At 34.2% G+C, this 14,213-nt stretch carries 13 protein-coding genes; 5 read left to right on the top strand and 8 right to left on the bottom strand.

All coding sequences use genetic code 11. The features are described 5' to 3' along the window. The first annotated feature begins 16 nt into the window (after positions 1-16). A complete protein-coding gene (locus tag AAA926_RS05095; protein ID WP_198180642.1) occupies positions 17-922 on the top strand; it encodes a Nif3-like dinuclear metal center hexameric protein in 906 nt (301 codons plus the stop codon). A 93-nt stretch (positions 923-1,015) separates the two neighbouring features. Here AAA926_RS05095 and AAA926_RS05100 read toward each other — a convergent pair whose 3' ends face one another. Next, positions 1,016-2,866 carry a glucose PTS transporter subunit IIA gene (locus AAA926_RS05100; protein WP_198180641.1) on the bottom strand — a complete coding sequence of 617 codons (1,851 nt, stop codon included), beginning with the start codon at positions 2,864-2,866 and terminating at the stop codon, positions 1,016-1,018. 30 nt (positions 2,867-2,896) lie between these two features. Beyond that, complete coding sequence (locus tag AAA926_RS05105; protein ID WP_338212006.1) at positions 2,897-4,360, bottom strand: glycoside hydrolase family 1 protein; 1,464 nt, start codon at positions 4,358-4,360, stop codon at positions 2,897-2,899. A 298-nt stretch (positions 4,361-4,658) separates the two neighbouring features. Between AAA926_RS05105 and AAA926_RS05110 the strand changes: the two genes are divergently transcribed. Next, the gene (locus AAA926_RS05110; RefSeq protein WP_198180639.1) at positions 4,659-5,549 is read left to right on the top strand and encodes a DUF3737 family protein; all 891 of its coding nucleotides are present in this window, start codon (positions 4,659-4,661) and stop codon (positions 5,547-5,549) included. A gap of 5 nt (positions 5,550-5,554) precedes the next feature. Further along, entirely contained in the window at positions 5,555-6,721 is a 1,167-nt protein-coding gene (locus AAA926_RS05115; RefSeq protein WP_198180638.1) for a MalY/PatB family protein, read from the top strand. A 405-nt stretch (positions 6,722-7,126) separates the two neighbouring features. Here AAA926_RS05115 and AAA926_RS05120 read toward each other — a convergent pair whose 3' ends face one another. The 5 genes from AAA926_RS05120 to AAA926_RS05140 form a co-directional block, all read right to left on the bottom strand. Then, positions 7,127-7,612: a hypothetical protein gene (locus AAA926_RS05120; protein ID WP_045928807.1), complete on the bottom strand. Its 486-nt coding sequence runs from the start codon at positions 7,610-7,612 to the stop codon at positions 7,127-7,129. Continuing rightward, positions 7,605-8,423 (bottom strand): DUF3100 domain-containing protein, encoded by an 819-nt coding sequence (locus AAA926_RS05125; RefSeq protein ID WP_034978475.1) that lies wholly within the window; start codon positions 8,421-8,423, stop codon positions 7,605-7,607. The genes AAA926_RS05120 and AAA926_RS05125 overlap by 8 nt, the downstream gene beginning before the upstream one ends. A 1-nt stretch (position 8,424) precedes the next feature. Beyond that, positions 8,425-9,690: a M20/M25/M40 family metallo-hydrolase gene (locus tag AAA926_RS05130; RefSeq protein ID WP_198180637.1), complete on the bottom strand. Its 1,266-nt coding sequence runs from the start codon at positions 9,688-9,690 to the stop codon at positions 8,425-8,427. Positions 9,691-11,120: 1,430 nt separating this feature from the next. Beyond that, entirely contained in the window at positions 11,121-11,408 is a 288-nt protein-coding gene (locus AAA926_RS05135) for a hypothetical protein (protein WP_198180636.1), read from the bottom strand. A 13-nt stretch (positions 11,409-11,421) separates the two neighbouring features. Beyond that, positions 11,422-12,066, bottom strand: coding sequence for an NAD(P)H-binding protein (locus tag AAA926_RS05140; RefSeq protein ID WP_198180635.1), 645 nt, complete (start codon positions 12,064-12,066; stop codon positions 11,422-11,424). Between the two features lie 188 nt (positions 12,067-12,254). Here AAA926_RS05140 and AAA926_RS05145 point away from each other — a divergent pair, with 188 nt between their 5' ends. Continuing rightward, positions 12,255-12,587, top strand: a complete 333-nt coding sequence (locus tag AAA926_RS05145; RefSeq protein ID WP_198180634.1) for a MerR family transcriptional regulator — start codon at positions 12,255-12,257, stop codon at positions 12,585-12,587. A 167-nt stretch (positions 12,588-12,754) separates the two neighbouring features. Here AAA926_RS05145 and AAA926_RS05150 read toward each other — a convergent pair whose 3' ends face one another. Then, positions 12,755-13,120 (bottom strand): DUF805 domain-containing protein, encoded by a 366-nt coding sequence (locus tag AAA926_RS05150; protein WP_198180633.1) that lies wholly within the window; start codon positions 13,118-13,120, stop codon positions 12,755-12,757. Between the two features lie 161 nt (positions 13,121-13,281). Between AAA926_RS05150 and AAA926_RS05155 the strand changes: the two genes are divergently transcribed. After that, positions 13,282-14,169: an SDR family oxidoreductase gene (locus AAA926_RS05155; RefSeq protein WP_198180632.1), complete on the top strand. Its 888-nt coding sequence runs from the start codon at positions 13,282-13,284 to the stop codon at positions 14,167-14,169. Positions 14,170-14,213 lie beyond the last annotated feature (44 nt).

A 14,213-nucleotide genomic window follows, 5' to 3' on the forward strand; every position in this document is an offset into this window, starting at 1 on the left:
GGGATGGTATAAACTAATGAAAATTGCAAATATAATAGATAATTTAATTCAATATGAGAGGGGTGAAATAGATGTCAAAGAATTTGAAGGCTTAGAAACGACCGGAAAGCTAACTAAACTGGGACATGATAGTAATAGGGATAAAATTCTTTATGGTCAAACCCACCTAGATGACGAATGTACTGGCATTGTAACAACTTGTTGGCCTAGTGTAGCAGTAATTAAGAAAGCTCATCAAATCGGAGCTAATCTAATTATTTGTCATGAGGCAATGTTTTGGAATCATGGCGATCATACAGACTGGCTCAAAAAAAATCACAATGAAACTTTCGCAAAAAAGAAAGGGCTACTAGATCAATATAAAATCGTGGTGAGAAGAGATCATGACCATCTTCATTCAGGTATTCCGACTAGTGAAAGTCCTGATGGTTGGGCAGATGGTATTTTCTATGGCTATGCTCAAGAACTTGGTTGGACAAAGTTTATGAAAAACTTTAATGGCATTCCATTCTACTTTGATTTTCCTGTAGGCACCACAGCAAGAAGTATTTCACATCATTTGGTAACTAAGTTGAACTTAAATGGTTGCCGAATTGAAGGGTCACCTGACACTCCCGTAAGAAAAGCTATTATTCCATTTCACAATCTAGGTAATGCCAATGAAACTATTAACTTAATTAATAAAGAAAAAATTGATTGTATATTAACGATGGAAATGATTGATTTTACGTTGGCAGAGTACATTAGGGACAGTAACATGTTGGGATTAAATAAGACAATTGTTCAAATTGGACACTTCAACACAGAAGAGGCAGGGATGCGCTACATGGAGAAATGGTTGCCACAAGCTATTAAAAGTTCAGAAATACCAGTTAAATTTGTCCAATCTGGCGATATGTATCATTTTATTGCAGAAAATTGATTAATTCTCTATCAATTATAAATAGCAAATTAAAAAGCGTGATCCTGCTATAAAAACAGAATCACGTTTTTGGTGTATATTAAATTCTTAATTCTATAATTGCACAGACATTATCTCGTCGAAATCTGCGGCAGATTTATTTGGCAGTGTGTATTTAACATTCTTAACCTTGTCTTTTGAATTTGTGATTACCACAATGACAGTTGGATCTTTGCCACTGTCTTTAACTTGCTTAATATCCATGAATGCAATTTTTTGACCGGAAGCGACTTCATCACCTTTTTTAATAAAAAGCTTAAAAGGATTACCATTTAGTTCAACTGTATCAATTCCTAAATGTATTAAAACTTCTAGTCCATTATTTGTAGTGATACCGATACCATGCTTTGTTTCTGCCAACATAGTGACTTTACCTGAAACTGGAGCATAAATGCTGCCTTTAGAAGGCTTAACTGCAAAACCTTCACCCATACTTTTGTTGGCAAAAACCGAATCAGCTACATCTTCCAATGGAATTACAATTCCGGCAGCAGGAGTAGAAAAAGTCATGCTTTGTGGTGAGCTGGATTTTGTTTCACCTTTTTGAGCAACTTTTCCACCTAAAATAACTGCAACTAGAGCACTAGTTAAGAAAGCTGCTATTAAGCATATAATCATTAACAAAACATTGGAAAAGCCTTGACCCGCCTTGACATAAACAGGCAGAGAAGTGATGCCGGGCATTACAAATGCATAGCACTTAATACCAAGTAAAACGGTTAACATGCCCCCAACTCCGGAACCACACATTGCTGCCAGCATGGAACTTTTATGAACCACATTAACTGTATAAAGAGCAGGCTCAGAAATGCCTATAAAAGCAGAGAAACTGGTAGATAATCCTGCGGCACGCAATTCTTTATTTTTCATTCTTAAAGAAGTGCCAAAGGCTGCTCCAGATTCAGCCATATTGTGTACAAAAGAGACTGGTAATAAATAGTCATAACCTAGTGTAGCGATGTTCTGAATTTGAATTGGAGACGTTGATTGATGCATACCCGTTAAAACGATTAATGGCATGAAAAATCCTAATAAAAATCCTGCTAACAATCCAGCTTTATGGAATAACCATACTATACCGTCAGCTAGATATTGCCCACCGTATGCTCCTAGTGGTGCCAAAATCCACATTGCAATTGGGACGGCAGTAATTAAAGTTATGGCGGGAACAACCACCAGTTTTAATACGTCAGGTATAAAGCGATCAACAAAGTGATAAATAATGGCCATTAATCCCACGCCTAAAATAACTGGAAAAACAGAAGTGGCGTAGTTAAAGACTGGAATATTTAAGCCAAATAGCGTTAACCCCGAATGTCCACTTGCTACTTTGGCAACAAATGTAGGATAAAGCAATGCACCAGCCATACAGATGCCAAGAAATTCATTTAATTTAAATTTGCGTGCTGATGAAATTGCCAGTAAGAATGGTAAAAAGTAAAAAGGAACATCAGCGATTAAATTAAATAGGGCCATCGTGGTGTTTTTTTCGAGTCCTGGTGAAATTGCTAGAACTATTGCCAAAATTCCCTTTAGCATACCTCCTGCAACTAATGCCGGTAAAATTGGTTGGAAAACACCTGAAATGACATCTAGAATTACTTTTCCACTAATTTTAAACTTGTGTTTGCCTTGATCTTGACTATTATCATTTTGCTGGGGACCCATAATTTTTTCAATTTCTGCAAAAACTGAATCCACGTTTGGACCAATTACTATTTGATATTGATTGCTCTTGATAGTAGTTCCAAGGACACCTTGTAAGTTATCAATTTTTTCTAATTTTGCTTTACTAGCATCTTTGATTGTAAACCTAAGCCTGGTAACACAATGCCAATAGTTATTGATGTTATTTTTTCCGCCAAGATAATTAATTATACTCTTTGCTAACTCCTTCTTTTCCATAATAATTTTTCCTTTCTGGTACTAACGAGACTAATTTTTGATATGTTCTTCAATCTTGTTCTTATACCAGTAAAGTGAGTCCTTTTTGTATCTTTTTCCTGTACCTTTGCCACCATTATCTAAATCGACATAGATTATGCCATATCGTTTATCCATGGTTAACGGACCGCAAGAAACGATATCGATTATGCCCCACATAGTGTAAGCAATTAAATTTACACCATCTTTTACAGCTTCATCTAATTGATCTATATGGGCACTAAGATATGCGATGCGGTAATCATCGTGTACTTTGTGATCTGAAGTCAATTCGTCATGGGCACCAATACCATTTTCTGCAACAATAATTGGTAGGTGATAGCGATCATATATTTGGTTAAGAGTGAACCTTAAGCCAATAGGATCGATTTGCCAACCCCACTCGGATTCCTTTAAATAAGGGTTTTTCTTAGTCATAATCAGATTGCCTGCAGTTTGCTCCCAATTAGCGTCATTAGTTGAAACTTGTGAAAAATAGTATGAAAAGGAAACAAAGCCAACAGTTCCGTCTTTTAACAATTCTTTGTCACCAGGTTCGAAGTGAATATGAACGTTTATTTTATCAAAATAACGCTTCATGTATTCTGGATAGTAGCCCCTTGCTAAAACATCTAAGTAAAACCAATTTGAATACTGGTCATCTTGGATGGCTTGCAAATTGTCTTCCGGCTTTGAAGTAGCTGGGTAAGTAGTGAAACGGGCAATCATACCGCCAATTAGTTTTCCGGGCACAAGCTCGCGTCCTAGTTGCACTGCTCTTGCACTGCATAAAAACTGGTGATGTAGGCATTGGAAAATCTCTTGATCCATGTTCTTTTCTGTACCAGGTATTAAGCAAACTCCATCCCAAGGGGAAAACTTAGCAGCGTTTATTTCATTGAATGGCAACCAGTAATCTACTAAATCATCTAATCTTTTATATAAAACAGTTACATATTTTTCGAAAAATGAAATAATTTTTCTGTTTTTCCAGCCGCCATATTTTATGACCAAATTAACGGGGATGTCATAGTGAATCATTGTGGCGAAAACTTTTATGCCGTATTTTTTACACTCAGTAAACATATTACGGTAATATTTAATTCCTTCCTCATTAGGTTCTTGATCGTCACCATTAGGGAAAATTCTTGACCAACTAATAGAAGTACGAAAAATTTGCAATCCCATTTCCGCCAGCATTTTTATATCTTCTTTATAGTGATGATAGAAATCAATACCTCTTCTGAGGGGATAATATTTTGTTCCCTGATCTTTTAAAGCTTGATCAAATTCTTCTTTTGAAAAAGGATTATTTTGGTGCTTATCTTCAATTTGCTCAGGTGTCCAGCTAGGATCTAGATAGCGTAAATCTTGTGTAGAAATCCCTTTGCCTCCTTCTTGAAAGCCTCCATCTGCTTGAGAACACGCAATTGCTCCTCCAAGTAGGTAATTTTTACTATAGTTAATGTCTTCCATATTAGATGGCCTTTCTACATAGATAGCAATAATATTTGATTTGAATTTGATAATAAACGTAATAATTATTTAATAACCTTATCATATAGCTTATAAATATACAATGAGTTTTTAACTAAATGATAAAATACCTATGTAGACAACGATATGCTTGTTATAACTATTTGTAATAAAGGAACCTAATCAAATAGCATTTTAAGTTGGAAGCTTTTCAGAGGATAATAAAGAATTAGGGTTTTTCTTGGTAATAATACAAAAATTAAAAATTTCAAAAATACAAAAGAGAAAAGAGATCGGAATGAATATTATCAAAAATCATTTTTTTGAAGGTGAAAGAATTCTTTTTGGGCTAAAAAATTCACAACTGGCAGGAATTACTTTTGGTGAAGGTGAGTCGCCACTTAAGGAAGCCAGTAAAATTGATATCAAGGATTCTATCTTTAAATGGAAATATCCATTATGGTATGACAGGGACATTAATGTGGATAATACTGTATTTGAAACTATGGCTCGCAGTGGTATATGGTATACCAAAAATATTTCTATTAAAAATTCGGCTTTGCAGGCTCCAAAATTATTTAGGAGAGCAGAAAAAATAGTCTTAGACAATGTTCATTTTGCTAATGCTGCAGAAACGATGTGGACCTGCAAAGATATCAGAATTACCAATAGTCAAGTTAACGGTGACTATTTTGGTAAAGACAGTCAAAACATCTATCTTGACCACGTTAGTGTTATTGGTAATTATGCTTTTGACGGAGCTAAAAATATTGAAGTACATCACTCCACTTTTATTTCTAAAGATGCTTTTTGGAATTGTCAAAATGTTACTGTGTATGATTCGATAATAGATGGTGAATATTTGGCATGGAACGGACAAAATATCAAGTTTATCAATTGTAAAATTGAAAGCGACCAGGGGCTTAATTACATCGACCATCTGGAATTGAAAAATACCAGTTTAATTCATACTGATTTAGCATTTGAATATGTTTCTAATATTAATGCTGCAATTTCAAGCAAAATTGACAGTGTGAAAAATCCAATTTCTGGTAAAATTTCTGCTCCTGCAATTGGTAAATTAATTTTAGATCCTCAAAAAATCACTCCTAGTGAAACTGAAATTGATTGTGCTAAAATTGATGCGAAAGTTAATCATTCAGATGAAAATCAGAAACCGAAGGATTAGAAATAATGGATAAGTATGATTTTGTTAATGCGCCAGATAGAAGAAATACAGATTCAGTCAAATGGCATGTCAAAAAGGGCGATTTGCCAATGTCAATTGCTGATATGGATTTTAAAACAGCACCCGAAATAATTGCCGCAATGAAAAGGAAAGTTGATCGCGGTGTTTTTGGCTACGAGTGGCCTGCAGATGATTATTTTAAAACAGTGGCTGACTGGTATGAAAAAGAACATGGTCATCGGCCTCAGCAGGAATGGATGATTTTTACTACAGGGGTGGTACCAACTATTTCTGCAATTGTACGGCGAGTTTCCCACATTGGCGATAACGTTTTAGTTCAAGCTCCTGTATATAATGTTTTCTACAATTCAATTGAAAATAATGGCCGACATGTTTTATCCAATGACTTGCAATTTGATGGTGAAAATTATGCAATCAACTGGAATGATCTCGAACAGAAATTAGCCTTACCTTTGACAACACTAATGATTTTTTGTAATCCTCATAATCCCATTGGTAAGGTATGGACTCAAAAAGAAGTGCAAAGAATTGCAGATTTATGCTATCAGCATCATGTAGTTCTTTTATCTGATGAAATTCATGGCGACTTGGTGCGCAAGGGCCCAGACTATACCCCAGCTTTTTCAGTGAATAATCCTGCATGCGAAAACGTTGTTTCATTAGTTTCACCTAGTAAAACTTTTAACGTTGCTGCACTACACGCAGCAACAGCGATTGTGCCAAATAGTAATTTGCGCGCTATGGTTAATCGCGGTCTTAATAGCGATGAGGTAGCTGAACCAAATTTGCTGGCTATTCCTGGAACAATTGCTGCCTATGAACATGGTCACAACTGGCTAGAGGCATTGATTAAGCAGTTAAATGTTAATTTCACTTATGCTGAAGAGTTCATTAATAAGAACCTTCCACAAGTTAAGGTAGTTGCAGGCGCAGCAACATACTTAATTTGGCTTGATATAAGTCAAATTAGTAGCGATTCGCAAAAATTAGCGGAATTCTTAGAAAAAACAACCGGTCTGGTTTTATCACCTGGAAGCATTTATCGTGGAAATGGTCATAACTTTTTGCGTATGAATCTTGCTTGTCCTTTAACAATGGTTAAAAATGGCTTAGAACGGTTAAAGGTGGGACTGACAGATTATTTAGCTTGAGAGCTTTAAAAAGGCAATTATGGTAATTATCATAGTTGTCTTTTTATTGTCTAAAAATTTTAAGCGGATCAAAAATATTTATAGTATTTTTAATTCCTTACAGATGTTGAAAATATATGTTTCTAAAAATTATATTGTTTCATGTGGAACTGGGAAAGCAATGAACAAAATAGTTAAAGTAGGCGATTGTGTTGTATTTCCCGGGAAATATTGCCAAACTAGGAAATAACATTAAAAATTTGATTTAAATCTGTAGTTAAAAATTAAGGATTGCAGTTATCTTTGTAAAATGGAATATGTAAATGGCTTTTCTTCCAATTTTTATTAAATGATATATAAGCAAAAATAAAAAGCCGTTTAAACTAATTAAAGTTATCGCGACTTTTGGCTTTTTAAAAACTACTTTTAACTAAGATTAAGGGCAATTTGTGAGATTAAGGTGTCCATAAAGTACATACCAAAGAAAACAAAAATTGCGACGATTAAAATCTTCCAGCTTATTTTAGTCAATTCTTTCAAACGGTGGGTAACTGATATTCCAGCAAATGCTAGAACAGAGGTTGTTAGTGAAAGGAAGTCTACAGCATTAATAACACGAACACAGTAGGGACTAAGCAAACAAAAAATTAGAGAAACAATTGAAACCCAGCCTAGAATAGGGAAGCCCTGAATGATTTTCCAAGGTACTTTTTTCATCAGCATACTGATAACTATGCCTAGTAGTGAAAAAAGCCATAACATACCTAAACCAATGAATGTGTCAGTAGTAATTGGTGTGCTTTTGGGATTTCTAATTAATTTAACCCATTGAACAAATAATACTAAGCTAACACTAAGTAAAAGAATGACTGCATCTTTAAATAATTCATATAAATTGTTTTCTTTAGTCATGATCTGGATAAACTTCTTTCTTTTTGTCTAGTAGGCTGGTGATGTGTGTGTACATGAATCTTTGCAGAGGCACTGCTAGGAAGTACATGATATAAGTGCCAATAAAACTAGTTAGCAATTGACTGGCCGCGGCAAAGGACAAAATAGTGTCACTGTGTTTTGGTACCAAAGCTGCTAAAGACGATGAAGCTGCAGTCATCATTGAACTAGAACCAACACCGGCACTCATTGCAACAGCTTTATAGTTAAAGCCCATGCCTAGAAGAAGTGGAGCAAGGATTGAAAAGATAATTGAACCAAAAATGGTACCAATTAAATAAATTCCAAGTACGCCACGACCTTCAGGGGAATTTAGCGTGTATTTTTCACTAATATATGCTAGTTCACCTTCACGGCCTAAGCCTAAGGTTGAACCTATAGCTTCTTCTCTTAAGCCAAGTAGTAGTGCTACAGGTAACCCGAAGATAATCGTCCCTAAATTACCTAATTCGTGGACCAGAAAAACCCAACCAACAGAAATAATTTCATTGATTTTAGGAGCCACATTAGCACCATAGCGTGCCATTAAAGGCAACATGATAAGAATCATGTATTTACCGGCAAATTTCACCCGCTTATCATTGTAAAGTTTTTTAATAGGCTTTGCTGGGATTAAATAAACTAAAATAGCAATAATTACCGCAAACACTAGAGGTAAGATAGAGATTTCAATTTTGCCGATTTTAAATACTTGGGTACTAATCATTTCAGAAACTGTATCTATTAACAACACTAAAATGATTAGCGGACCATATGCTTTTAAATATTTCATTTTATTTTGCCATCTTTTCTAATTCAGTTAGATATTCTTCTTTTGTTTTCTTATAAGTTTTTACCTGATCTAAGTTATTTGAAATCTTAAGAATACTGTTAAAGACAAATTCAGGGAAAATTGCTAGTACAAATTCAGGATCAACTAAAGTAAAATCATCACCATGAATTGTTCCGTTCCAACCGCCATAACCGATTTGGATGGTTGGTATTAAGAAACTGACATCTCCAATATCACCTGCGGCCATTGTGTAACCCCGATTTTCGATTAAACCGGGAATTTTTTCATCTGCAGAGAAGACGTCTTTCACAATAGCACTCATACTCTTACTGGAAATCAAAGGCAGGTAGCCAACTTGCCTTTCAGATTCAACAGAGCCGCCAAGTGCTGAGGCACAGCCTTCTGCTGCCTGTTTAAACCGGCTCATTAGTTTTTGTGCGTTATCTATATCGAAAAATCTTAAATCTGTACCCATTTTAATATGATCAGGAATAACATTAATTGATTCATGATTTTCTCCAACAATTACTGGATTAAACCTTATACGATTGGGGTCCTTAATTTGCTGACGCTGTAAGGCTAAAGCAGTATTAAATAGTGTTGCTATACTTTGAGCATTAATACCTGCATCAGGGGCAAAAGCTGCATGACTGGCTTTGCCATAAAAATCAAAATATTCAAAATTGAAGCCTGCGAGATCACAATTAATTTCGATAGTGCGTTCATCAAAATCTTCGCCAATTGCATGAACTGAAACACAATAGTCAATATCGTCAAAGATGCCGAGTTTGATAGCTTCTTGCTTGCCACCGAAGTAATCTATTTTACCTGCCTCTTTTTGTTGTTTTCTCCAAGCAAGATCAACAAACTCTTCTGACGGAGTGAAGATAAAAGCTAGATTGGCCCCAAAATCCTCAAGTCGGTGATTAGTAATTACTTCATTCAAAATTGCAAGTGCAGTAGTGACTTGGGTGTAATGGCCACAAGCTTGAGCAGCACCAGTATTTGTATCTGCTAATTTATGATTGGGCTGATAGAGTGAATCTATTTCAGCGATAATTCCAATAGTTTTCTGGCTGCCATTAGTTAACGTTACTTTTAAACCTGTACTTAGATAATGTTCGACTTTTAATTCAGGGCTAATTTTGTTAATCTCATCTTCAATCTTTTTAGATGTTTTAAATTCTTTATAACCAAGCTCTGGATTATGAAGTAAAAATTCAGCAGTTTCAGATAGCCTAGCGTAGTATTTTTGAAAACTTGACATTGTATCCTCACTTTTTGTTTTATTATTATCATATGTGACAATAATAAGAATAAAATAAAATTAGTAACTATGCAAGAACAAAAATGTTATTTAAGTTATCAAAGTTCGTGTTTTATAATTTTTATATCAAAATATGTTGCTAAAGGGTAGGTATTAATATTTGAATGAAAAGTAACTACAAAATAATGTGACCCAAAATTCAGGACAAATCTGGAGGTATTTTTATGGCTAAATTAGCTAAGATAAAATTAAAATTTATCAGCTTTAGCATGATTAAATTGGTCTTGGTGAATTAAAGGTTGGACTAGCTAATATTAATTACCTGCCAGCCTTGATTGAAAGTCATGGTTTGCCTTCATTTTCAAAAATTTCGGCAACATGTAGTTGAATTTATTGAATACGCGATAAAATACTTTTTTATATTTTGAAAAGTAAATTATTGAAATTACTAAAAAAGCAGATAAATCACATTTTGATGATTTATCTGCACCCGAAATTATAGTTTAAATGTTGTTTTTAGAACAGAAATAGTTAAGAGCTTTATCTGTAAAAGTAAAAAATATAAAATATATTGCAATACAAATTAAAAATATCAGAAGATTTCTACCACTAGCCCAAAATGGCCAACAATTCGGTAAAAATTTTTCAACCAAAATGCTGCTTATCATTATGGAGCAAAAGTATGCAAAAAACTGATAAAGTTTAAAGTGTTTGGGCTTACTTCTTGATCTTTTTTGATTTGCTGTTAGTTTTTGTTTATTTATTTCCATAATTACACTCTATTTTTTAAACATAAAAATTGCAACTGGCTTAAAGCTAAAGCAGTCACTTCTGAGATTGCCATTTTTTTAATTTTAAATTAATCGCTCCTTTGCTTTTTAATTTTTGTACCGGTACCTTTTAAATTATATAAAAATTTTAATCATAGACAAGTGATTAATTTAATATAAATATTATTTATCTTATGATAATTATATCAATATTTTATATACGATTAAGATAATGTATATTATAAATATTGAAAAAGCTGCTATCAGATCAAGCTAATATACAAATTAAAATAAAAAATTGAATTGCTTTTATAATAAAAACAATTACTAAATTACATATTATCATTTGACTGAATCAATTTTTCAGTAGGTACTGGCAAAAGTTTTGTTTATAAATGCAGTTAGACTCAGTAATAGTCAGCTACTTGTTTGCTGAAAAGGTAAAAATTTAGCAGTTAAAGAATTACAGATTATACAGACTTTTATCACTGGTTTAATGCACGATAGTCAATTCTTGTTTCATGTGAAACATAATTATAATATTGACGCTTCCTCGATATTTTGATTAATACCGAGTTTGAGTAATGGAAGTTAAAATAGTCTAACTGATAAACGCTATTTCTAAAATGACCTTTAGTAGACAATTACCATCGAATCCTGCTAAACAGATTGAACATTGACCACGACTATGTGTAAATGATGCAATGACAAAGTCTCCAGCTGGATATCAACAGCATGTTTTGCCCATTTTTTCAACAATGCCCAATGTTTCATGCTTCGTAGTTCAATTTGCGGCAATTTTGATATATCACAGAGTAACCATGAATCAGATTCGCATACAGAGGAACAAACAACTTTTAAAATTGCATCATTTTCTGGTTGAAGTTTGGTCATAGGATATTTTTTTAATTCTATTTTGCCTGGTTTAATAAATGTTTCTGTTTTCATTTATACTGACTCTTTAGTAAACAGGTCGATCTTTTCCCTGTGTATCTGGATCGGCAATTCCAATGCTGTCATTATCATATAATGCAGGATTGCGAACAATTTTTAAAATTGCGTCTGCAATGCTTTTGCGTGAACCTGAAACACCAATATAAGGTTCATTATGAGTAGTAATAGAATATTTGATTTCATTATGATCATTGAGCCAGGGTAAACGTAAAGTAGTATAATGCAAGCCAGATCTTGCTAAAAGTTTGTCCGCGTTAATGGCAGCCTTTAGTCCCGGCATAACAAATTGGTGATTCCACCGGCCAAATTCACCTCCAACTTCGTTATATATGCCAAGAATGTTGGCAAAAATTACACGTGAAACATGGTTAATTTTCATCGCTTTAATTACGTTTTTAGTGATGATGTTATCCTTAGTATGATCTATAACGTTAACGAAAACTATATTTTGTTTATACATAGCTTTATTGACAGCTTGATTGTTATTTAAATCAACTTCCATCATTCGGGCTTTGGGTTCCAATAAACATAAGCGATGTGGAGTGCGCAAACCCAGTGTTAAATTGATATCTTGGAAATTATCTTCAGAAAGTATGCGGTTTTCAACGATTCGAGCTATTTGACCATTAGCCGCTAAAATTAAGAAATTCATAATTATACCCCTTTTTGTAATTAATGTTCAGTATAGTGGGTTCGAGCAACTCTAAGTCAAATTTTTTAATAAATGTTGTTTAGTTTAGTTAAAAGTGAAATATAAAAAATAAGTGCTTTATCCTATCTTGGTGAAGTTGCTAAAAAGGAGATACTAATGAAAAAATTTAGAATTAAGATGTCAGCGAATTGCTGGGAATTAGTATATATACTTTACGCTACTATGAAAAAATTGGTTTATTAAAGTTTGTTAAACGTGACGAAAATGGAATTCGTGAATTTGAACCAAATGATCTGATAGCGATTAGTATGACTATTTATCTAAGAAAAACGGGAATGCCACTTAAGGAAATCAAAAATTATCTTCAACTAGCAGAGAATGGTATTGATACGGTTGAACAGCGCAAGGAAATGTTTTTAAAACAGAAACAAAAAGTGAGAGAACAAATGAGGGTACTGGATAAATCAATGGAAGTAATTAATCATAAGCTTAATTTTTATGATGAAGCTGCAAAAAAATAGTATGGACGTATGCAGGGATGAGCGCAAAAAAGTGGTTAGCGGAAATATTGGCTGGAAAAGAAAAAGTGCAATAACTGCACTAAAGGTACAGTATTACACATAATTTATATTATTTAAGTTTAAACAGAGTAGTTTGGGCAGGTTTGAAGCAAAGGATTAACATTATTTTAATCGTAATTATTTGCTTTTGACGGCAGCAGCATTAAGATAATAAACCAAATATCTCCAATGATTGGTACTATCATAATTAGAACCCACCAGCCAGAGCGATTGGTATCATGTAAACGGCGAAAGCGCAAGGATAGCATTGCAATCCAAACAATGAAGGAAATAATAAGTGAACTGGTTTTAATACCCCAGTCGCCCCAAGTATAAATATCATTAATTGAATGACCTAATAAGCCTTCAACTAAATGCATTAAAATAAAAGCTAATATCCAGTTGATAATTACCGGCCACCAATATTCAGAACGATTAGCAGTACCAGAAAAATTAAAGATATTCTGCCAAAATTTTTTATAAGATTTAAACATTGAATTTTTCCTCCTATTTGTACCTCATAAATTCATCATAGAACAAAGAAATTAATAGAGCAAAGATAATGTATTTTTTGTGAATTAATAAGCAATATTTTTGTTTTATTATTATAAAAGCGGTATCTTGAAATTGAATTTATTGAAGGGAGAAAGTACAAATGGACAATAAATTATCAGACCCGTTAAAGCGCTATCATCATGACGATTTTCCTAAGCAATCACAGGAATATCCGGGACTGCAAAGTAAAATGGCCCCAGCACCTGCAGGCGACATGGCTGATTATGAAGGCCACGGCTTATTAAAAGATCGCCATGCTCTTGTCACAGGTGGTGATTCTGGTATTGGCCGCTCTGTAGCAATTGGCTTTGCTAAAGAAGGAGCCGATGTCGCAATTCAGTATCTGCCAGAAGAAGAATCTGATGCTAAAGATACAGCCGAATTGATTAAAAAGGCTGGACGTAAAGCAGTTTTGTTGCCAGCTGATTTTCGTAAACGCGGTGAGGCAACAGAAGTTGTTGAAAAAGCTGTTAAAGAATTCGGCAGCCTTGAGTTGCTGGTGATGAACTCTGCTATCCAACAGAATGTTGATGGTTTAGAGAATTTGTCAATGGATCAAGTTCACGATACCTTTGAAGTTAATATCATCTCGATGTTTGAAATGGCTAAAGCGGCTGTACCGCATATGAAACCAGGCAGTGTAATTTTGACTTCGACTTCTTTAGAAGGATTCAGCCCGTCACCAATATTGCTTGATTATGCTGCTACGAAAGCAGCAATTGTCAGCTTTTCTATTAATTTGGCTCAAAGCCTTGCTCCTAAAGGAATTCGCGTCAATAGTGTTGCTCCCGGCCCAGTTTGGACACCTTTGCAGGTTTGTGGTGGTCAGCCAACTGATGCTCTTGCCACATTTGGTCAAGAAGTGCTGTTGAAACGCGCAGGACAGCCTGATGAAATAGCTCATGTTTATATTTTCTTGGCTTCAAACTTGGCCAGTTATGTGACAGGTCAAGTTTATGGTGCTACAGGTGGACCAGCTATTAATTAAAGGATAATAAATTAAATTTAATTTCCGTTTTTGCTTCCGTGTAA

It is taken from the genome of Lactobacillus juensis (genome assembly GCF_036246285.1).
GTDB classification, from domain to species: domain Bacteria; phylum Bacillota; class Bacilli; order Lactobacillales; family Lactobacillaceae; genus Lactobacillus; species Lactobacillus juensis.